The sequence below is a fragment of the Pseudoalteromonas sp. SD03 genome (assembly GCF_040937955.1).
Taxonomy (GTDB): domain Bacteria; phylum Pseudomonadota; class Gammaproteobacteria; order Enterobacterales; family Alteromonadaceae; genus Pseudoalteromonas; species Pseudoalteromonas tetraodonis.
This window is the reverse complement of record NZ_CP162515.1, coordinates 324,667-346,055: the sequence shown is the minus strand read 5'-3', so window position 1 is coordinate 346,055 and position 21,389 is coordinate 324,667. Positions and strand designations below refer to the sequence as shown.

The 21,389-nt window shown below is 41.4% G+C and carries 15 protein-coding genes; 4 read left to right on the top strand and 11 right to left on the bottom strand.

Features of this window, described 5'->3' with window-relative positions; genetic code table 11:
* Window positions 1-168: 168 nt before the first annotated feature.
* The 3 genes from ABZP26_RS17960 to ABZP26_RS17950 all read left to right on the top strand — a co-directional run bounded on the left by ABZP26_RS17960 (window position 169) and on the right by ABZP26_RS17950 (window position 2,728).
* A complete protein-coding gene (locus ABZP26_RS17960) occupies window positions 169-633 on the top strand; it encodes a hypothetical protein (RefSeq protein ID WP_368485856.1) in 465 nt (154 codons plus the stop codon).
* A gap of 186 nt (window positions 634-819) precedes the next feature.
* Window positions 820-1,077, top strand: a complete 258-nt coding sequence (locus ABZP26_RS17955; protein WP_058155832.1) for a hypothetical protein — start codon at window positions 820-822, stop codon at window positions 1,075-1,077.
* 178 nt (window positions 1,078-1,255) lie between these two features.
* Window positions 1,256-2,728, top strand: a complete 1,473-nt coding sequence (locus ABZP26_RS17950) for a S41 family peptidase (RefSeq protein ID WP_368485855.1) — start codon at window positions 1,256-1,258, stop codon at window positions 2,726-2,728.
* Between the two features lie 73 nt (window positions 2,729-2,801).
* On the opposite strand, the gene ABZP26_RS17945 is transcribed toward ABZP26_RS17950, so the two are convergent.
* The 10 genes from ABZP26_RS17945 to ABZP26_RS17900 form a co-directional block, all read right to left on the bottom strand.
* Window positions 2,802-5,795, bottom strand: coding sequence for a TonB-dependent receptor (locus tag ABZP26_RS17945; protein WP_368485854.1), 2,994 nt, complete (start codon window positions 5,793-5,795; stop codon window positions 2,802-2,804).
* Window positions 5,796-5,867: 72 nt separating this feature from the next.
* Complete coding sequence (locus ABZP26_RS17940; protein WP_368485853.1) at window positions 5,868-8,009, bottom strand: family 16 glycosylhydrolase; 2,142 nt, start codon at window positions 8,007-8,009, stop codon at window positions 5,868-5,870.
* 271 nt (window positions 8,010-8,280) lie between these two features.
* Complete coding sequence (locus ABZP26_RS17935; protein ID WP_013463028.1) at window positions 8,281-9,069, bottom strand: sterol desaturase family protein; 789 nt, start codon at window positions 9,067-9,069, stop codon at window positions 8,281-8,283.
* Window positions 9,062-9,712, bottom strand: coding sequence for a CDP-alcohol phosphatidyltransferase family protein (locus ABZP26_RS17930; RefSeq protein ID WP_013463029.1), 651 nt, complete (start codon window positions 9,710-9,712; stop codon window positions 9,062-9,064). Before ABZP26_RS17930 ends, ABZP26_RS17935 begins: the two co-directional genes overlap by 8 nt.
* A 28-nt stretch (window positions 9,713-9,740) precedes the next feature.
* Window positions 9,741-10,379, bottom strand: a complete 639-nt coding sequence (locus ABZP26_RS17925; protein ID WP_013463030.1) for an ATP-binding cassette domain-containing protein — start codon at window positions 10,377-10,379, stop codon at window positions 9,741-9,743.
* A 24-nt stretch (window positions 10,380-10,403) separates the two neighbouring features.
* Window positions 10,404-12,119, bottom strand: a complete 1,716-nt coding sequence (locus ABZP26_RS17920; RefSeq protein WP_368485852.1) for an ABC transporter permease — start codon at window positions 12,117-12,119, stop codon at window positions 10,404-10,406.
* Window positions 12,116-13,393 carry an ABC transporter substrate-binding protein gene (locus tag ABZP26_RS17915; RefSeq protein WP_013463032.1) on the bottom strand — a complete coding sequence of 426 codons (1,278 nt, stop codon included), beginning with the start codon at window positions 13,391-13,393 and terminating at the stop codon, window positions 12,116-12,118. Before ABZP26_RS17915 ends, ABZP26_RS17920 begins: the two co-directional genes overlap by 4 nt.
* A complete protein-coding gene (locus ABZP26_RS17910) occupies window positions 13,380-14,204 on the bottom strand; it encodes a DUF547 domain-containing protein (protein WP_013463033.1) in 825 nt (274 codons plus the stop codon). Before ABZP26_RS17910 ends, ABZP26_RS17915 begins: the two co-directional genes overlap by 14 nt.
* The gene (locus ABZP26_RS17905) at window positions 14,185-16,338 is read right to left on the bottom strand and encodes an FAD-dependent oxidoreductase (RefSeq protein WP_368485851.1); all 2,154 of its coding nucleotides are present in this window, start codon (window positions 16,336-16,338) and stop codon (window positions 14,185-14,187) included. Before ABZP26_RS17905 ends, ABZP26_RS17910 begins: the two co-directional genes overlap by 20 nt.
* Before the next feature lie 14 nt (window positions 16,339-16,352).
* A complete protein-coding gene (locus ABZP26_RS17900) occupies window positions 16,353-18,707 on the bottom strand; it encodes a TonB-dependent receptor (protein WP_368485850.1) in 2,355 nt (784 codons plus the stop codon).
* 231 nt (window positions 18,708-18,938) lie between these two features.
* On the opposite strand from ABZP26_RS17900, the gene ABZP26_RS17895 reads away from it, so the two are divergent.
* Entirely contained in the window at window positions 18,939-19,352 is a 414-nt protein-coding gene (locus tag ABZP26_RS17895) for a hypothetical protein (RefSeq protein ID WP_090493334.1), read from the top strand.
* Between the two features lie 359 nt (window positions 19,353-19,711).
* Here ABZP26_RS17895 and ABZP26_RS17890 read toward each other — a convergent pair whose 3' ends face one another.
* Entirely contained in the window at window positions 19,712-21,379 is a 1,668-nt protein-coding gene (locus ABZP26_RS17890) for a pseudouridine synthase (RefSeq protein ID WP_290191230.1), read from the bottom strand.
* Window positions 21,380-21,389: the final 10 nt, after the last annotated feature.

The window sequence follows — 21,389 nt, the reverse complement described above, 5'->3', positions numbered from 1 at the left end:
ATAGGGTGGGCTATCATCCGACAGGCAGTTGTGAGTAATCAGCGGGCGGCCTAAAATAGTGATGAATGAAGCTAGAATTCTTGACCCTTTGGTTCATAGCGGAAACAAAAGTAGGTTATATTAAGCTGTAGCAATACTAACCTAAGGATAACGTTTTAAAAGGTATTTATGAATAAACTGACAAGGTACAAACAAACACCCAGTGCAAAACTAATCTGGACACTTGGTCTTAACACGTTTATTGCGGTTATTATTTTATTTTGGGTAGAGGTGTTTATTAAGCAACCGTTGTTGCATCAGTTTTTATACCTATTTGCATTTGTACTAATAAGAGTATTTTCACAGTGGTACATTACAAACAAAGAGCAATCTCAGGCAATTGAAATTGTAGATGGTGAATTTGAGCTACTAGGTATAAAGATTAAAATATCAGAGCTTGAAGAGGTTTTGTACTGCCAAACTAAGCGTTTTGAACATATTTTAAGATTTAGATTTACTAACGCCACATACCAAGATATTGAAATAACTGCACCAGATTTAATAGACGACCTTCGTTTTTACTATTTTATGGTGGATAATGGCTTGCCAGTAAAAATGACAGACGACAGCGGGCGCTTTTTTGACGAAAATTAACAGCGCAGCAAGTAGTAAAGAAAATTGGTTTTACAGACTATAGCACTCATCAATTTCATGGTCGTGCTGTACAGTTATATCGATTAACTAAGGCGCAGTGGAATGAATGGACTTCTTTAGATGCTACTTATGTAGCCATCTAAAGCTCAAAATAGTTAACGTTGATTTATTAAAAGGAAATTTTTAATGGATATAGATTCTCATATAGTTCAACTTGAAAAAAACAACCGAAAGTTATTTAGTGCATCTCATAATTTGGGACTTACGATAGCGATGGCTGTTATTGTTTTGTTGTTAATGTTTTATTTCAGCCCATTGATAGGGCTTGCTTGTTCAGGTTTTGCTGCTTTCTTTTTGAACTTTTTCTATTCACAGTATAGCTTTAGAAAACTCAACGCCCGCATAACACTACTGCAAACCAAAATTGAACAAACGTCTAAGTAAGGTGTTGCTCTAAATTTAAAGCCAGTTCATTTCAAATCTTACTCGTTGTTAGCTGCTTTTAATGTTGTTAAGTTACTGCTATAAAAATAATTTGCTGATACTTATTTGATTTAAGGTATTTTTAGTTCCACCAAATGAGTTTACAGTAATTATATAACCTAATTTAAAATGGATTTTCATGAACATAAAAACAAAAATAGTTAGCCGTACTTTATTGAGTGCTTTATTAATTACGCCTACCTTGAGCATGGCAGAATTAGCAGTTACTCCTCAAACCTCAGCGCAATGGCGCAGTGTTACTGATCGTGATATTGAAGCTGCTTACAGTATTTCGGCAAAAAACCACCCCGGTATGTTTGATGTTAACAACCCAGTCTTTCCTGAGCTATTAAAGCAAGCAAAAGCAGAAGCACTTGCACTGTCTGCCAAAGCGAGCGGGCCGCAGGTTCATGTTGCGGCAATTGCGCGTTTTAGTACTGTGCTACAAGATGGTCATGCAGGTGTGTTTTCAAGCGTTGAACGACCTGCTCGTCGTTGGCCAGGTTTTAGTGCCGTTTGGCGGGGTGATGCATTAAAAGTGTATTACAGTGAAACAGATAATATAAATAAAGGTGATGTGATAAGTGGATGCGATGGGCAAAGTACCGAGACGTTAATGCGACAAAGAGTGTTTAAATTTCATGGACAGGTTACACAACCTGGGCATTGGTGGCAGCAAGGTTGGCGGTTACTAATTGATGAGGGCAACCCCTTTTTAACACCTCTAAAAGAATGTCAATTTGTTAAAGCCAATGGGCAAGCTTACAGTAAAACCCTTGATTGGTCTGTTCGGCCAAAGAGTGTAAGTAAGCATTTAACACATGCCTATAATGGGGATGAGCTTACAACCGATTTAACTTGGCCTGCGCAAAACATAGCGTGGATTGCTATGCCCAGTTTTGCAAATAACGATAAGCAAACTCATGATTACAATAACCTGTATAAAAAAGTGACTGATCAACGTTCTAAGTTACTCAGTGCAAAAACGGTGGTTTTAGATCTTCGTCATAACCAAGGTGGCTCGTCGTATTGGAGCTTAACGCTTGCAAAAGCGTTGTGGGGTGAGCAAGTTGTTGAACAAAAAATGGATAACTACTCAAAAAATAGCCGAGTTTGGTGGAGAGCGTCAAAAGATAATACTAGCCATGTTAAATCATTAATTGAAGTGTTGAAAGATCAACCTAAAGCACAAAAAGAGTTTAAAGAAATAGCTGCAGGTATGGCGCAGTCACTTGAAAATAATAAGCTATTTTACATCGAAGAGCCGCAAAGTAAACCAAACCAAAGCGATAGCACGGTGCCAGAGAGTGACTTTAAAACACAGGTTTTTGTTATTGTGCCGCCACAGTGTGCAAGTGCGTGTCTTGATGCCATTGATGTATTTAAGCAGTTTTCAAACACTCAGTTATTTGGCGCGCCAAGCAGTGCTGACTCACTGTATATGGATGTTCGATTAGCTGAGTTACCCTCAGGTTTAGGTAAAGTGATAGTGCCTAATAAAGTGTATGTGAATAGAGCAAGAGGAAAGGGCGATTATTATAAACCCGATATTGCCTATAACGATATTGATTGGACAACCGATAAGCTATTAGAAAAAATTAAACAGTTATAAAAAAAGCCGCTCAATGAGCGGCTTTGACTTTTCAACTATAAGGGGTAATCAAAAACTGTATTTGGGCAATGTATTAATTGCCCATAGAGTATCTAACGCCAAAGGCATAACGAGGGCCGTATTGAGCCGCGCTTAAGAACTGACTTTCGAAGCGACTGAATGAACGCTCGGTTTCGTTGGTTAAGTTCACACCTTCAAAGAATACCGTTGTGCTTTCGTTAACTTCGTAGTTCACACTAATATCCCACTGTAAGTACTCTTCTGCGTATTGTGGAGGAGCCGTAGCACCTGAGTCAGGTAAACCTTGCGCAATTAAGTACTCATCACGCCATGCACCGGTAATTTTCACCGATAAGCCATCTTTTTCGTAAAAGCCTTGTATGTTTGCAGAATCACTTAAACCAGCTAATACTGCTTGAGAGGCAAGGTAGTAGTTATCGTACTCTACATCACCATCAACAACGGTGGCATTAAAGCCTGCACCAAAGCCTGAGTCGCCAAACAAGTGCTGAACAGCAAATTCAAAACCGTTTACTTTACGTGAACCAACGTTTTCAGGTGAATTGATGGTCCATTCAATCAGCGGATCAGTCGCTGGATCTGGTAATATACGGTTGTTTTCACCAATGCCTACGCCATTAGCTACAATTTCATTGTAAATTGCAGTGTCAGTTGCTTGATCTCCACGACCTTCAATGGCGGCTACTGCATTGTTCCAACGCTCACCTAAATACACATCATGTAAACCTTCAAAGGTAGTTTTTACCTGGGTGTTATCAATCCAATTATCTACGTCTTTCCAAAATAGACCGACAGCAGCGTAACTGCCTTCGCTGTAATAATACTCAAGGCTTAAATCTAGATTAGTTGATTTAAATGGCTCTAAGTTTGGATTACCACGGCTACCACTTCTTGAATTTAATTTAGGTGATGGTGTTAAAGCCAAGTTACCTAACATATCGCCAAGAGTTGGTCTGGTGATTGTTTGTCCCCATGATGCGCGGGTTACTAAGTCATCCGTAAGATCGACTTTAATATCAATCATAGGAAGTAGTAAGTCGTATTGTCCTTCATAGTCTACTTCAACTAATTCGCCACCAGCGGCAAATTGAGTTAACCACTCTGAACCGCCTGCCCAGTAAACTTGTTCCGCTACACGACTTTTTGCTGGGCTTACAATATCAGTTTCTTCATAACGAAGACCTAAGTTTACAAATACGTCGTAGTCGCTAACGTTAAATACCCAGTTGCTAGAAAGGTAAACACTAATGGTTTCTTCTTCTACTTCGTTAGTTGGGAAGTTATCAAAGCTACCAATTCGGTAATAATCACTACCAATTACGTCTTCGGTCAAATAAGCACTTTGACGAGCAAATGCTTCATCAAGGTCATAAGTGTAAGCATAACCTGGCGCTACGCCGTTAGGACCAAATGAAAATTCATCAAGGAATCCGCTTAAATCAATCCTTTCGAACATCGCATCTGGGAAAATTTCAGCGAATGTACCGTTGTTAAAGCCAGGTGCATTGGCGTTATTAGAGCCGCCCCAACCACTGAGTGTTTGCTTAGTGTAAGCCGCACCAAATTTAACGGTTTCAAGACCAATATCTGTATAAGTAAATAATTTACCGTCTAATTGTACTTGAGAAACTTCTGACTCACCTGGTGTTCTGGTAAAAATACTGAAGTTAGAACCAATTTGATTTGGACTTACTTCTTGTGTGCCGTTGTTCCAATTAATATTAAAACCCGGTACATCGCCTTCGCGGAAAAAGTATTCTTTAGTAGATAACTCTGCTGAGCCCAAAATAATACGGGCATTAGAATTTAAGCCAGGATCTTTGCCATTATCTGTTGTGGTTTTTGAAGTATGGGCATCAAAGTTAAAACTAAGGTTTTCTGTTGCTAACCATTCAACATTGATACCGGTTGCTTTTGAGTCTACCTCGGCAGTTTCACGAAATGCCGTGAATGAGGCATCATCACCGGCTGAGTTATAGTAAATAGCGGTGCCATTTTCATCTAGCTCATAGGCATTACCATTACCACCAAACGAACCGTTCCAAATACCCCACGATAGTGAGTTATTACCTGTTGTTGCATTTGAGATTGTATGATCTAGTGTAAACGTTAAGTTATCTGTTGGTGCAAACTGAAAAGTGGCTTGCGCATTTAAACGTTCACGCTGAATATCATCTTTTGAAAAGCTGACTTCTTGTGGGAAGAAAGCGGCAGATACAAACTCACCATTATCCCCAGCATTTGGATCGAAAAACTGCTTAGCTGGGTTACCATCTGCATCCATTGGGCGGTTATCAATTATGTTTTCAGCATCAACCGATAGGTTAGGGTTGACTAACCAAGAGCGTACATTGGCTGCTTGGCGCTGAAAATCACGGCGGTGGTATGAAAAGTTAGCTGAAAAACCAAACATTTCGTCAGCAAAAGTATTGCTGTAAATACCTGCAATTTCAGGTGTTACTTCATCACCTTCTTCTACCGATGTATCGTGAATGCCTTTAGCCATCAATGAAAAGCGCTGACCCGGCTTTTGTAGAGGTTTAGCGGTAACAATATTTACAGTTGCACCAAGGCCACCTGTTGGTGTATCCGCACGCGCTGTTTTCATAACTTCAAGTGAACTAACGCCTTCAGATGATAAGTTCTCAAAGTTAAATGAACGCGTAAAACCGGTGCCTGCCATTTGACGGCCGTTAAGTGTTACAAGGTTAAACGATGGGCCAAAACCACGTACGGTAATTTGGCTACCTTCACCGTTTGAGCGACTTACCGATACACCCGTAATACGTTGTAGCGATTCAGCTAAATTAGTATCTGGAAATTTACCCATTTCTTCAGCAGAAATGGCATCAACCACGCCTGATGCGTCACGCTTTACATCCATTGAACGGATTAATGAACCACGAATACCTTTAACTTGTATTACTTCGATTTCAGGTTCAACAGTATTTTGTTCTGCTGCATGAGCGATATTAAGCGTGCTTGCAGTGATGATAAGTGACACAGAAGCCGCTAATTGGCTTTTTTTAAAATTAAATGTGTTCATAATTGCTCTGCTTTTAACTAAATTTTACGATAAGTAGGTGCATATATGCACCTACCATTAAGTGACTTTTAATTATGGAACGCCAATGAAAGCGTTATCTACACGATAAACGGCGCCTTCACCTGTGTCCCAAGCTGGGAAAATCATCACTACATCTAACGCACTAACATCTAAACCTGCACCGGCTAAATCAGCAAGGGTAAAGGTATATGTTTGCCATTCACCAACAGTAGGTTCTATACCTTCAATGCTGTCAGTTAGTGGAATTTCGACAGCTGAGCTACCGTTATCAGACTCCACTTTGAAAGTCCAAACTGAATCAAGATTATTTGGTTTTGAAATCACCTTTAACTCAAACGCTATTACACCGTTTTCTAATATTGAAGTAGCATCGAATGCTTCACCGCTTCCGCCTGCAGCTGTGCGGTTATTAAAGCCCATTACTGTTGCTGTTGCGCCAATAGTAAACTCAGCAGTTAAACCGTGCTCTTCATCATCTACTACCTCAACTGGCGTTGAGCCACCGCAGCAATCCCACATTGGCCAATTTAGGTTTTGTTCATCACTGAAAAGGTCGACTTTTGGTAAGTCGCCTTCAATAGCCACATTGGTAATTAAGTATTCTGCGCCTTCACCTGTTTGCCATGCTGGGAATACCATTAAAACATCAATGGCACTTAAATCTAAACCTCTTTCTTGTAGTAAAGAAAGCGGGAATGTATAGGTTTGCCATTGGCCTGTAACCGGTGTTACGCCTTCAGTACTATCGCTAAGGGCTACATCGCCTGTATTAGGACCACCATCACCCGCTTCGGCTTTTAATAACCAAGTAGTTGAAGATGTTGGAGGTGTTACTACTTTCATATCAAATGATACACGGCCATTTAAATCAAGCAATAAAGAAGCGTCAAATGGCGACGATGACCCTGCAAAGCCATCAGGGAAATGACCGCCACGGGTAGAGAAACCAAGTACCGTACCGTTATTATCGTTAATGTTAAACTTAATTACGTCGCCTTTGTCAGCATCGGTAATGGTTTCTGGTGTGGTTCCGCCACAACAATCCCAAGCGATCCAGTTTGCGTTTAATGTGCCATTAAATATATCAAGGTTTCTTGCAACACCATCACTTGGTGGAGTAGGTACAGGGGCTTTACCTTCAACGAGTGCATCTTCTAGGCTATCGTAACCTGGGCGGACTGTTTCACAGCCTTTACCTGTGGTTGGGTTAGAGGTACATTCGTAAACACGCACGTAATCAATCTCAAAGCTTTGACCTTCTGCAAATGCTGCAGCGTCAACGCCTAAGTTATTTACGTTTTCAGGCCAATCACCACCAACGGCATTGTTTAAAATAAGGTAAAAGTCTTTATCAAATGGTGCTGTATCCCAATGCGTTGTTAGCTCGCCGCTACCTTGTTCAAAGTATTCAGCAAACCAACCTTTATGCTTTAAGCCAACAGGCTCATCTTTTGAATTGTAACGAACTTCAGAACGACGTTGTGTGGCGTATAAATAGCCATCTACGTACCAGCGAATTTCGCCTTCTTGCCATTCAATTGCGTAAGTATGAAAATCGTCTGCAGGATTCATCCCTTCAGGGAATGTATACGCTTTACCTGAACTTGAGTTATTTGGCCATTCACGGCCATAGTGAAGTGTGCCATGAATATTAGATTCAACGGTGCCATCTTCAGCAACTGTTTTTAAATTTACCGCTTCTAAAATATCAATTTCGCCAGAGCGCGGCCAAGTACCATATTCTTCATCGGTTGGCATCATCCAAAAAGCTGGCCAGCTACCTTGACCCGAAGGCAACTTTGCACGCATTTCAAAGCGGCCATAAGTAAAGTCTGCGTTGTAACGGGTGTTTAAACGGGCTGATGTGTATGGTTTTTCTGCGCCTTCTTCTGCAGGTAAGGCGACTATGTTTAGCACACCGTCTTTAATAAAGGCGTTTTCTTCACTGTCGGTGTAACATTGTTTTTCGTTGTTACCACCACCAGCGCAGTTTAATTCAAAGTTCCACTTGTTTGTATCAATGCTTGTGCCATCAAATTCATCACTCCAAACCATTTGCCAATCTGAAACTGGCTGGGCAGGATCTACTTTTTCAAAATTGGATGTTGTTGCAGCATCGCCGCCACAGCCAGCCAAAGTTGCTAATGAGATAGCAGCCAAAAGGCGAGTAATGCGTGTTGTTTCAATGTTCATAACTGAACCCCGTTCAACTGATTATTGTCAGAATATAGTGTATTTGTTGATTTTTTCATTTTTGTAAGCGCTTACATTTTTATGTGTGATAAATGTAAGCGCTTACAAATAATATGGGGGATTTTTAACTGGGTCAAGAATTTGTTTAAATAATTTACAATTGATTTACTTTTAATAGGGTGTTTTTGTTAACAGGAACGGTTAAACGCCCAAGTAATGTTATAAATAAAGGTTTAAAAGGTGTACATGGGCGTTTTCATTAGCCGTATTGCTATTTTTTAAATGGCATTATTAACAATTGCCACAAGGATGAATTTTGTTCGGGGTTTGGGTATTGGCTCAAACCAAGTGCAATACGTTTATCAGGCTGGCTTGCCTGTGATTTATAGCTGCCAAAAAGTCTATCCCACCAAGTTACACTAAACCCAAAGTTACTGTTTGTTTCTTCGGGGTTTTGGCTGTGATGTATGCGGTGCAGCGCTTGGGTGATAAGGATGAGGCGCAGTGGTTTTTCTATTGCGCTTGGCAAGCGAATATTTGCGTGGTTAAACAGTGCTAACCCATTGAGTGTTATTTCAAATATAAGTACTGCAATGGCGGGCACGCCAAGAGCAGTTATGGCGGCAAGCTTTATCAATATGCTAAGACCTATTTCAATAGGGTGAAAGCGCAGCCCAGTGCTTGTATCTACGTGCGCATCAGCATGGTGAACACGGTGTAAACGCCATAAAATTGGAATTTTATGAAATAATCTGTGTTGCCAATAAATCAGTATATCTAGCAACAGCAGGCTAAGTATAATTGCTACTGAAAGAGGCATAGTTAGTTGATTAAACACACCGATACTATGTTCTTGGTTATAAAGCGCGGCGGCGGTTAACCCTAAAGGAACCGCTAACCGAGCAATCACTGAAGAGGTAAATACAAGACCAAAATTCGCAACCCAACGTTTAGTGGCTTTTATGGGCGATTGCCGTGCAGGGGCTTGCCACTCAAGCAGCATCATTATGACTAAAATACTTACAAAACATCCAAGCCGCCACCATAATTCGTTATCCATTGATAGCCTCCGTTTTACTGATATTAGCTTCTAGTTGTTTTAATGTGTGATAACCGCCATAAATACGGGTGAAAATCGTTATGGCGCAAGCTGCAGCAAATAAGCTGGCCATTATGGCAAAGTGCTGCGGCCAAATACAAAAGGCAACAAATAAGGCAATGGTTTCTGTGCCTTCGGTTAAGCCATTTAAGTAGTAAAAACTTTTATATTTAAATTGTGGTTTGTCGAGTTTAAATTTTTCAGCGGCAATCGCAAAGGCCAAAAAGCTGGAACCGGTACCTATAAAAGTAGCCAGTAAAATAGCACCTGCAATGGCATTTTGTGCTGGATTAGCCAAAATAAAGCCCAGTGGAATCGCTGCGTAAAATAAAAAGTCGAGAGTAATATCTAAAAACCCACCCGCGCTAGAACTTTGATTAGCATAGCGGGCTAATGCGCCATCCAGTCCATCTAAAATTCTATTCAACGCAATGGCGATTAATGCGCCATACCACATTTCAAAGGCAAGTAAAGGCACGGCAAACATACCCACTAAAAAACCAAAAACAGTGAGTTGATTAGCTGTAATGCCGCTTTTATTAATGAGCATAACAACCGGTGTTAGTAGTGGCTTTATAATGGGGGTAACAAATTTATCTAACATACGTATTGCCTTGAATATGAGTCAGGTTTTAAGCATCAGTGCCTAAAGTAATCACTTTGCCAGCTGTTGCCTCGGCGTCACTGTGGTCGTGCGTAACCATAATGGCAGGCAATTTATGCTCGCGTATTTGACTAAACACCAGTTCGCGGGTATCAACACGCAATTGGGTGTCGAGTTTACTAAAAGGCTCGTCGAGTAAAATAGCTTTAGGTTCGCTGAGCAACATGCGTAGTAGTGCAACACGCGCTTGCTGCCCACCAGATAGACTGTCGGGATGGCGGGCTGCCAATCCTGTTAAGCCAACTTGTTCTAGGGCGTGGTCTATTTTTTCAAGACGCTGCTTTTTATTGCCTTTGGGCATAGCAAAGGCAATATTTCCTGCCACTGTTAAATGCGAAAACAATAAAGCGTCTTGGTAGAGCACCCCAATATGGCGTAAATGCGGGGGTGTGTTATCTATATTTTGATCATTTAGCCATACTTCGCCTTGTGCCCTAAAGTCTTTGGGCAAACAGCCTGTAAGCCAATTTAATAAGCTTGACTTGCCACTGCCCGATGGCCCCATAATGGTGAGTATTTCGCCGCCATTTACTTGCTCGTTTAAGCTTAGTAACAGCTCGCCTTGACGGTAAAGCTGACAATCTTTGATGTGTAATGATGACTGCATTAAATAGCCTTAATGGTTTTATAGTTAAGCGCGCGCTTTAAAAAAGTATTTAGGTAACACCCATGCCACACCAAAACCAATTAGCGGTAATGCCATTTGTAAAATGGCGTAAACTGCACTGGTGCGTCTGCTTGCGCCATTAGCAAGGGTTACGGCTTCGGTGGTAATGGTACTTATACGCCCGCCACTGGCTAAAAGTGTAGATAAATATTGGCCAAAACTAATCGCCAGTCCAAGCGCTATCGCGATTAAAATAGGGGCGAATAGTTGTGGCAATTTAACCTGTAAAAACACCTTGCAGGGACTTGTCCCCAAGCTTGCGGCAACGCGCGCTAATCGAGGGTCTAAACGCCTGTAACTATCGGCAATAGATAAAAAAACATACGGTAAAACAAATAAAACGTGCACAAATATCACATTAAAAAAGGCATGCTGGCTATTGAGCAGTTGTTGTAACCACACAATACCAAATAAAAACGCAATACTGGGCACTAATAAAGGAAGATAAATAATTAACTGTGTCCATTTCGACATGGGTTTCGTGTTTAACTGCTCGGCTTCTAAGCACAGCAATACCATAGTGATAACAAACAGCGTACTTATTACCCCTATTATTAAGGTATTAAACAAGGGAGTATGTATTTGTGTAAATGCATGTTGAAAATGCAGAAATACCACGCTTGAGGGCACGGTATCCGGAAAACGCCAATAGCCCGCTATTGACCACATCACTAACCCAATTAGCGCAGCAACAATAAAAATTAAAATTAGACTCGTGAAAACATGAGTAAATGTGCAGATCAATTGATGTGCATACTGGCGGCGGCCATTAATAAGTGATTGCTTAAAAACTAGAGCAATGATTTTTTCAAGCAATAGCCACGTTAAGAGTAGTCCAACAGTGACCGCTAATTGTAACAGGGCACCCGCCGAGGCTTTTATTCGCAGGTTTAAATCTACATCGTTAAACCAGTGCATTATAGCAACGGCTAAAGTGGGAGGGGTATTTGGGCCAAGAATGAGTGGCATTTCAACGCTGGCGCTGGCATAAGCAAGTACTGCAAAAATAGGTAAACGTAACAGTGGGTATAAACTGGGTAGCACCACTTTAAAAAACGCCACCATAGGGTAATAACCTAAATTAACCGCAATTTGATGCTGTTTGCGTAGCTTTTTGCCAAGTTCGGGTTGCGCCAAAACACTCAATGCAATCAGTAGTAAAAAAGGTAACTCTTTAAGCACAAGCCCAATAATAATGCTCCAGCCAAAAGCGTCGTAAGGTAACGCGCCTTCTGGCGCTAATTGCCAGCCAGTTAACCATGGAGAAAATAAACGAGTAAATAACCCCGATGGCGCAATTAAAAAACTCACCGCAATCGCGGCAGCGGCATGCGGAATAACCAATATTGGACTTAAAATATATTCAATGCGTTTAAGCCACACACTATTAAAAAACGCGCCAAGCATAATGATCATCAGCACAAACGCGATTAAGGTACTAATAAGCCCTGTTCGTATGCTCAGCTCTACCATGTGTGTCAATCCAGGCGTTTGCCATAATGCGTTAAATCCTGCTAAGCCAATATTTGTTTCATTGAGTGCCGGCGCCCAACCAAAGGCAGGTAAAAGCACGCCGATTACCCCCCCTAAAACGGGTAAAGTAAGCAATGCAACCAAACAGTAAGGACTTAGTTTGACCAAAAAGGTAAATAGGCTATTTGAAGCGGGTACTTTATTCATTGGCTAACCCCATAGCGCGTTTGCCAACCTTGCATTATGGCATTAACCCAACTTGGGTGAGGCTCACTGAGTGTGCGTTTTATGCTATTAAAAGGCAGCGCACTTGGGTGCGGTTGTGTGGTTTTAAATAAGGCTTGTTGCTGGGTATTTAGCATTGATTGGATCAACACGGTTTTATCGCCCCAAATAGTGGGCTTTTGTTTATGAGCTTGCGCTTGAGGGCTTAATAAAAAATTAGCGACTAACTGTGCGCCTTGTGCATGGCTTGCATTATACGGTATTGCTACAAAATGGGTGTTACTTAAACTGCCATCATGCATAGCATAACTGCGGGTGCTGGTGGGTAAATCAAAGCGTTGTACTGCAGCGGGCACTTCTGGCGCTGAAAAGGTAAACCCGATACTAAGCTCAGTATCGTCAATTAAGCGGCGCATTTGTGCGCCACTTTGCATAAAATGTTTGCCGCTACGCCAAAGCGTAGGGTGTAATTTATTTAAAAATACCCACAAAGGGTTGAGCACCTCAGTGGTGTTTTTATCTGTAGCTGGCTGGTTTAGCTGTGCTTTTAATTCATCATCGTTGTTGTTATGTAGTACCACTAAAGCGTATTTTAAAAAGCTCATGCCTAAAAAATCAGGCGGCTTTGGGTAACTAAAACGCCCAGGGTTTTGCGCGCTCCAAGTTAATAACTGATGTAGGGTGGTGGGTAATTGATTCGTTGTGCTGCCATCTATTGCTAGGCTGTCGTAATAAAAAGTGAGCGACGCTTGCCCCCAAGGCGCTTCCATCCCGTTTGTAGGCAAACCAAAATCAAAGTTTACCGCGGGGTTATTATTAGGATCGGTTAATGCAAAATTTGGCAGCGTCTGGGCCCAGTCTTTAAGCAGCAAGTCATGCTTACTCATAGCGGCAAAGTTAGCGCCATTGATCCAAATTAAATCGACACTGCCTTGAGCGTGATTATTGGCTGATTTTTCTGCTAATACTCGGCTTACTGCTTCGCTGGTATCGCTTAATTTTACATGCACTAATTCAATATCATATTGCGCTTTGACCTGCTCAGCCACCCATTGAATGTAGGCATTTATTTGCGGATCGCCGCCCCATGCATAAAAATAAACGGGTTGGTTTTTACCTTGGCTTTGGATAGTTTGCCAGCGAGTATCAGAGGGAGAGGTTGCCATGGTTTTAAAGCTAGCAACTAAAACAATGCACAAAGCAATACTCAAAAAACAATATCGGCTGAGTATTTGTATTGGCTTAACGACGTGCATTTAGATTCCAGTTGTAATCTAAAAATTTAATTTTCATGTCATTATTTTGCAGCGCTTTTTGTTGAGCGGGTAGCAGTTTTAATGCATCAGCGTATTGTGCTAAAAACGGGTGTAATGTGTTTGCTCCTTTAAAGCCTTGTTCAAAATCACCGCCGTACCATTTAAAAATAGACGATACATTTAAAGTATTGCCTGTTGCCATGTTGCGGGTGTTGTCTGACAAAAAACGAACAGTTTGCTGGTGTAATTGCTCTTCTAGTTTATCGGCCGAGTAGGCTTCTTCACGAAGTGCAGGGCAACCAATACTGGCGCAGTTTACTGCAAAGTGAATACGCGGGTCGTTGTATTTACCACTACCACGAATTAACTCATGCTCTATATCATCAAGGCTGCGTGTTTTACCTAGCAGCGAAATAAACTCTTTGCTCCACGGTGAACTAAAAAAGCTACCTAACTCTTTGATTGATTCAATATTAGGGTACTGCGTTAATATTAGTTCAACGGTAAAGGCATTATAGGCATTAATTAAAAACGCCAACTGTTTGTGTTTACCCCACGTGTTAAATTCACCTGGTGTGATGGCTGTTAACGTATTTAAATATGCTTTTAATTGGGTATGCTCGTGTTTAATTGCAGCGTAATCAACCTCAGTGCTGTGCCCATGATTAATAGCGACAACATGTTTAGTTAATAGCGTGTTCCAACTATCGTGCAGGTTTTGTGCACTACTTTTAAACGCCGTGACCAGTAGTGCACTTAAAACTAAAAACTTCAATAACGTATACAAAGGCTTAACCTCGGCGCCATGCATGGTATTTTTCAAGCATGTTTAAAACAGTTTGTGGAGCATGGTTACGTTTCCATTCACCAGCGGCATATTTGTTGCCTTCTGCCCATGTTGGGTAGCTGTGAATTGTGCCTAGAATTTTATTAAGGCCAAGGCCGTGTTTCATGGCTAAAACAAATTCAGCAATTAAATCGCCTGCATGCTCAGAAACCACAGTAACTCCGAGTATTTTGTCTTTTCCTTTAGGGGTGATCACCTTAATAAAGCCATTATTGGCGCTCTCAGTAATGGCGCGGTCTAACTCTTCAAACTCAAAGCGGGTGATTTCATAGTCTATGCCTTTATCAATCGCTTCTTGCTCGTTTAGGCCTACGCGCGCGACTTCTGGATCAATGAAGGTGGTCCATGGAATAACACGGTAATCTACTTTAAACTTTTTAAAGTGGCCAAATAAGCCATTAACCGCCGCGTACCACCCCTGATGAGCCGCAACGTGAGTAAACTGGTACGGGCCTACAATATCGCCTGCGGCAAAAATATTAGGGTAGAGTGTTTCTAAGTAGTCGTTAGTTACTATGGTTCGATTAGTTTCTATACCAAGCTCTTCAAGGCCATAGCCTTTGAGGCGTGCGCTTCGGCCAACGGCACACAGTAGCTCATCATATTCAATATCAATTTCGGTGTCGTTGTGCTTCACCACGAGGTACTTTTTACCCTCGCGTGCTTCACAGCGCAGCGCTTGGTGTGAGGTTAAAATATTAACGCCACTATCGGCCAATGATTGGTGTGCAAAAGCTGACACTTCAACATCTTCTTTGATCATAACGCGCTGAGTCATTTCAACTTGCGTCACACTTGAGCCTAAACGAGCAAAGCTTTGTGCAAGCTCACAACCAATCGGGCCCCCACCTAAAACAACCAGTTTTTTGGGCGCTTCGTCGAGCTCGGCAAATTTGCTCCATAAAGTATCGCTGGTAACGTAACCGGTTTCTTCAATACCTGGCAGTGGCGGTATAAACGGGCGTGCACCGGTGGCAATAACAAGTGTGCGAGCGGTAAGAGTTTGCGTGCTGCCATCGTTAAGTTTAATTTCCACTGTCCACGGGTCAATCAATTTTCCATAGCCTTTTAAAACCTCCACACCTAAATTTGTGTAGCGCTCTATGCTGTCGTGCGGGGCTATATCAGCAATGACTTGATGTACACGTGCCATTACTTTTTTAAAGGAAAACTGCGGTGTAGTGTTTTCAAGGCCATAGTTTTCGCCATGGCGCATTTGCTGTGCTATTTTTGCACTTTTAATAATCGCTTTACTAGGCACACAGCCAGTGTTTAAGCAGTCACCACCCATTTCGCCGGCTTCAATTAAGGTGACTTTGGCTTTTACTGCGGCGGCAATATAGCTGGTAACTAAGCCGCCTGCACCCGCGCCAATAACAATCATGTTACGGTCGAATTTTTTGGGCTTAGTGTAGTTTTTATAAACCCGTTGTTTTTTAAATACATTTAAAATCGCTTTCGCAATCAGTGGGAATACACCTAATAGAGCAAATGACAGAATTAAATCTAGTGACAAAATGCCCGATAAACGCTCAATTTGTGCAAGTTGAGTACCGGCATTCACAAAAACAAAGGTGCCTGCCAACATACCAATTTGGCTCACCCAATAAAAAGTCCACGACTTAATAGCGGTTAAGCCCATTAATAGGTTAATTAAAAAGAACGGAAATACCGGTACTAAACGCAAAGTAAAAAGGTAAAAAGCGCCTTCTTTATCTACGCCTTTATCTATAGCAGCTAAACGCTCAGGAAACCGTTTTTTAATGGTGTCGCGTAATAAATAGCGTGACACTAAAAAGGCAAGGGTAGCACCAATCGTTGAGGCAAACGACGCCACCAGTAAGCCTTCTACTAAGCCAAATAATGCGCCTGCGGCCAATGTTAAAATAGCTGCGCCAGGTAAAGAGAGAGCCGTTACTACCACATAGAGTAAAAAGAACCCGCCAATAACTAACAACGGCGATTGCGCTTTGTATTGGTTAAACTGATCCATCGACCCTTTTAAGCCATCGAGTGTAAGCAACTGGTGCAAATTAAAATGAAAGAACATGCCAATACCGGCTGCTGCAATCAATACTAACAATAGTTTTTTAATCATATTATCTCTTGGGCTTAAAAGTTATGCGTTAGGGTAAGCTTGGCGTTTATTGGTAATTCAGGGAATGCTAATGTTGCGCCAAAATAGCCGCCTTCAAACACTGGACGCCAGTTATCTTGATTTGTGACGTTGTTCACATCTAATCGCAACTTAGTGCTAGGCGTAAACGCGTAGCTGGTATTGACGTTTAGCGTGTATTGGTCACGAATTTTCACTGTTTGTAAAAAATCTAGCGGGTAACTCTTTGCATATAAAGCTGAAAAACCTGCCTGCCATTTCTCATTAATTGAATAACTACCATTAACGCTTAACGATTGCTCAGGAATACCTTGTACTTGGCTATTTGAAGGGGCAAACGCTGTATAACTTGGCGCGCCTATACCATTACCGGCAATAATATCTGGGCGTGAGTTATCAAACGCATCAGCAATTTGCGCCGAGTCTTGGCCAGTCGCAGAGTTATCATAGCGCGCGTCAATATAGCTATAACCTGCACTTAACCAATATGGGTAAGCGTCGTAAAATACTTGGCCTTCAAAACCTGAGGTACGAATACCGGTATTGCTGCCATCGCGGTTGCGTAAACTACGGCGCTGGCTAAATAGGGCGGCATCAGCATACCAATCGCTGTTAGTAGGCGCATATTTTAAGCCAAATTCTACCAGCGTGTTTTCGGTTGCAAAGTTTTGCGCACTAATCGTGTTGTCACCACCTAAGGTGTTACCACCGGCCATACTATTTGAAGTCGCTTCGTTGTAACTTGCTGCGCCGTAACTTGTAAAATCAGTATTGAGCTTGTAATTAAAACTGATTTGGCCAGATTGCAGCGTGTCGTTAATGCTATCACTGGCTGCTGTTTGTCCTTGTGGCGCTATGGGATCGTGTGCTTCTACATCATAATAATCAAGGCGGTAACCCACACTGGTACGCAGTTTATTTGTCCACTGTGAGTCTTGTTGTATAGCAAAGCCAGTTTGCCAAGAACGCGAGTCGGTGGTGTCTGATAAGTTAAAATCGCCACTGCCATCGCCGTTTATATCGTATTGACCACCTGGAGATACAAATACACCGGGGCGCAGCTCAACTAAGCGTGCTTTTTGCGCATCGGTTAATGGAATACGACGGTTTGAAAGTGGACCCGTTAAATCAATTGGCGTGTCGGCCTCGGTGGTAAATTGGCTGTAGCCAAGTACTTTGTTGTAGCGTACATCAAAGGCTAAGATAGTTTGCTGTTCATTATTCCATTGATACGTTAGTTCAGTGCGGTTTTGTGCGGTATCGGCACCATCTATAATTTCAACAAAACTGTTTTGAGCCACTTCATCACGTTTTAAGTGCTGAAAATAACTAATATTTTTAAGCGACGCTTTATCTGAAAGCTCGCGCTTATAAATACTGTGTAGTAGGTAAGTAGTGGCTTCGTTTTGGTTATCAGGGTCGGTAAGTACGGTGCTGCGATCAATGTTAACTAACCCTGTAGGAGATACAATTGAACCCGCTGCGGGTACTGTGCTGCCGTTTGCTTGAACGCCTTGGCCGGTAATGTAAAGACCATGGTCGATGAGTGCTTGAGTAGGGCGGTTAATACCGGCGTTGTCGGTAAACTCAACCTGATATAGCTCAAAGTTAATATCCCAGCTGCTTTTATCATCAGGCAATACTCGCAGTGCTGCAAAAAGACTGTCACTTTTAGTCCCTGAGTAATCGTAGTAGCTTCCATGATCAAGGTGTTCATAACTCACACGAAAACCAATTTTGTCTTTTACAATCGGTGTGGTGTAATCAAGCTGAGCGGTGTATTGATCCCAACGACCCGCAGAGAGCTTCGCTTTACCTTTGTGTTCTTCAGTTGAGGCTTGCTTAGAGTGTAAATTAACAAAGCCACCATTGCGCTGGCTTGAACCAAACAATACTGGAGGAGCGCCTTTAACTACATCTATTTGTTCTACCGCGTTAAATGATAGCGGTACACCAAAGCCGTTATTACCCGCTTGGCGACGAGTTCCATCTTGAAAAAGCTCACCTAATTGGCCTCGAATAGTGGGTAAGCTTGGTGCCCCAAAGCCACTGGCGGCATACGTATTAGGGCTCACAGCAAGTACGTCTTGCAAGGTAGTAATGTTAAGTTGTTCTATTAGCTCTTTTGAAATAGGCGTGACTGAACGTGCTATATCTTGCAGTGCTAAATTATCGCCAAAGGGGCCATTTATGGTTGCATCTTTAACAGAAAGTCCTTGAGAATTTAAACTTTGGCCCGCTACTTCAATACGCTCTATGGCATTTTCTGTTACAGGCTTTGTTGTAGCAAAAGCAATAGCGGGTGTATTTAATAAAGCGGCTATAGATACGGCCAAGGATGAAGATTTCAAACGTTTTCTCTCTGTAATTGTATGTTGATGGTTATAAAAGACCGAAAGGCTTAAAAATAACTTTCAGCAATTTAACAATATTGTTATTTATTAAAATATTAAAAATAGCTGCTTTGTTAATCGATTTATTAAACAAGCTTAACAGCTATTTACAATTATTATGAAATAAAAGAGAGTTTGTACGGTCTTTATTGCTTATTAGTTTATTTATATCTTTTTTAAGGAAATTTTATGACAGGTTCAATGAATACTGATGTACAAAATCGTTTGCAGTGGTCTTTATTATCGCTTCGGTTAGGGGTGTTTATAGTGATGGTAATGTGGACGCTAGATAAATTTGTAAATCCGGGGCATAGCGCCCGAATTTTTGAACATTTTTATGGGATCAGTGGCTCTACCGATACTATTGCTTATATTTTAGGTGCACTGCAATTATTGCTAGTAATAGCATTTTTGGTCGGTATTAAAAAACGTATTACTTACGGTGCTATTTTTATAATGCATGGTTTATCTACGCTTTCTTCATATAATCAATACATTGATGGCTTTAATAATTTACTGTTTTTTGCGGCGTGGCCGATGTGGGCTGCGTGTTTTGCGCTTTATTTATTACGCGATCAAGACGTAAAATTTACGATTAAATAATAAAGGCAAAAAAAATGGTTATAAGCGTTAGCCTATAACCAATAAAGTACACAGGGAGTGTAGGAAGTTCTGTTGTACGCAGTAAACGGTTAGTTACCCATATACTGTGTGTCATTAAAAGCGCTTATTGGCGCTTTTAATCAAATAAAGTGGACTGTAATAAATACTTATTTTTATAAAAGCAAAGCTAATGCCAACTTTTAATGCATTGAAATATATAGCTATTTATTATTTATAAGTAGAGGCTTTGCATAATGCAGGTAAATTTTTCTATATTGCAACGGTAAAGGTTACCGACTTTGCAATATAAAAAAATGGCAAGGCTTTTTAAAACATAGGGGAGTTTTAGTATCGCTGATTTAAAAATCAGCGGCTACTTCAAATTCTAAACGTTGATGAGAAATAGGGTGGGTGAAGGCTAAATACTCGGCATGTAAATGTAAGCGCTCTGCCTCTTCACCATAATGAGTATCGCCAACTATCGGGGTATTTAAACCTAATTGATGAGCGCAATGCACCCGTAACTGATGTGTGCGCCCTGTTTTAGGGTATAACTGCAGTCGGGTGGTGTTGTTTTTGCGCTCCAGTACATGCCATGTTGTTAACGACGGTTTACCGGTTTTATAACACACCATTTGGCGTGGTTTATCATCAAAGTCGAGCACAAGGGGTAAATCAATCACTCCGCTATTCTCAGTGATATTGCCCGCCACTAAAGCAACGTAACGCTTTTCAATTGTGCGTTCAATAAACTGTTTTTGCAGCGCTTTATGCGCGCGCTTATTAAGCGCAATAATTAACAGCCCTGAGGTCGACATATCTAACCGGTGCACAATAAGTGGGCCAGAAGCCGCGGGGAACTGAGTTTTAATACGCATGTACACTGAGTCATCAATATTAATCCCTGGCACCGATAAAAATTCAGCGGGTTTGTTTATTACCAGTAAATCATCGTCTTGATAAACAATAGTTAAGTTTTTTCCTTTTGCAGGGTTTGTTAGTAATGGATTTTCTTCAACATTTAAGCCTTTTAGCATATGACCTAAAATGGGTTGGCATTTGCTATAACACGATGGGTAATAATGTAAGTGATGCCTAATTGCTGATTTAGGCGGTGCACCCCACCAAAATTCGGCCATAGCCACTGGTTTTAAATGGTGCTTGTATGCATATTGTAATAATTTAGGGGCGGCGCAATCCCCCGCTCCCGAAGGCGGCGTGTGCTCAGGAAGTTTGGCAAAAATAGCATTCAGATCGGTCACTTCACCGTGTGCATTTAAAAATTGGTATTGAGCAAATAATTTCTTTTGTAGGTTTTTTGAGAGTGTTTTGCGGCGCTTTTTTAATCCGTTAATTTCACCCAGCATAGCTGCTTGGGTTTGCTCAAGCGCTGTAATTTGCGTTTGCCAGTCTTGCTTTAATGCCTGCAGTTGTTTTTTCTCAACAATACTCTGCCCAGCTAAGGTTGTTTTAAGCTGTTCAAAGTCATCGGCATTGAGTTGCTCTTGGCCAGTTTGGCGTTGCTCTTTTCGCTGTTTGCGGGTCACTTGCATGGCTTGTTGTTTGGCTACAAGTTGCTGTTCATAATTTTTACGTGCTGTAGCTAATTGCTGCTCAATGGCTTGATAATCTTCACTGTTTTCTAATGCCGTAATTTGCGCATTAATGGCGTTAATGATTTGGCTTTGCTGACTAAATACAGCATCGTCTATGTGTTTAAGTGCCACATTAGGTGCAAAATTCAATTGCTCATCTATGCCCGCTATTTGCCCCGAATAGGCGCTAATAAACCCCAGTTGTTGCGCCTGATTTTGAACGACGAGCACACCAAACATTTTACCCGCATCAATATCATCCGTATCTAAAATAGCCTTATCTAGCTTTTTTAATTGCTGTTGTAATTGCTGTGCAGCGGCAACGGCCAAAGGGTGCGGTTTATAATAAAATGGAAATGTAAACTGCTCAGGCAGAGTAAGGGAATCGACGTTTTGATCAAAAACGGTAAAGCAGCTAGCAGGGTTTGACATGGCAGTAAAA

Bases quoted from the DNA above. Each gene is read 5' to 3' on its own strand.
- ABZP26_RS17960 (WP_368485856.1), top strand. From the start codon at position 169: ATGAATAAACTGACAAGGTACAAACAAACACCCAGTGCAAAACTAATC.
- ABZP26_RS17955 (WP_058155832.1), top strand. From the start codon at position 820: ATGGATATAGATTCTCATATAGTTCAACTTGAAAAAAACAACCGAAAG.
- ABZP26_RS17950 (WP_368485855.1), top strand. From the start codon at position 1,256: ATGAACATAAAAACAAAAATAGTTAGCCGTACTTTATTGAGTGCTTTA.
- ABZP26_RS17945 (WP_368485854.1), bottom strand. From the start codon at position 5,795: ATGAACACATTTAATTTTAAAAAAAGCCAATTAGCGGCTTCTGTGTCA.
- ABZP26_RS17940 (WP_368485853.1), bottom strand. From the start codon at position 8,009: ATGAACATTGAAACAACACGCATTACTCGCCTTTTGGCTGCTATCTCA.
- ABZP26_RS17935 (WP_013463028.1), bottom strand. From the start codon at position 9,069: ATGGATAACGAATTATGGTGGCGGCTTGGATGTTTTGTAAGTATTTTA.
- ABZP26_RS17930 (WP_013463029.1), bottom strand. From the start codon at position 9,712: ATGTTAGATAAATTTGTTACCCCCATTATAAAGCCACTACTAACACCG.
- ABZP26_RS17925 (WP_013463030.1), bottom strand. From the start codon at position 10,379: ATGCAGTCATCATTACACATCAAAGATTGTCAGCTTTACCGTCAAGGC.
- ABZP26_RS17920 (WP_368485852.1), bottom strand. From the start codon at position 12,119: ATGAATAAAGTACCCGCTTCAAATAGCCTATTTACCTTTTTGGTCAAA.
- ABZP26_RS17915 (WP_013463032.1), bottom strand. From the start codon at position 13,393: ATGCACGTCGTTAAGCCAATACAAATACTCAGCCGATATTGTTTTTTG.
- ABZP26_RS17910 (WP_013463033.1), bottom strand. From the start codon at position 14,204: ATGCATGGCGCCGAGGTTAAGCCTTTGTATACGTTATTGAAGTTTTTA.
- ABZP26_RS17905 (WP_368485851.1), bottom strand. From the start codon at position 16,338: ATGATTAAAAAACTATTGTTAGTATTGATTGCAGCAGCCGGTATTGGC.
- ABZP26_RS17895 (WP_090493334.1), top strand. From the start codon at position 18,939: ATGACAGGTTCAATGAATACTGATGTACAAAATCGTTTGCAGTGGTCT.
- ABZP26_RS17890 (WP_290191230.1), bottom strand. From the start codon at position 21,379: ATGTCAAACCCTGCTAGCTGCTTTACCGTTTTTGATCAAAACGTCGAT.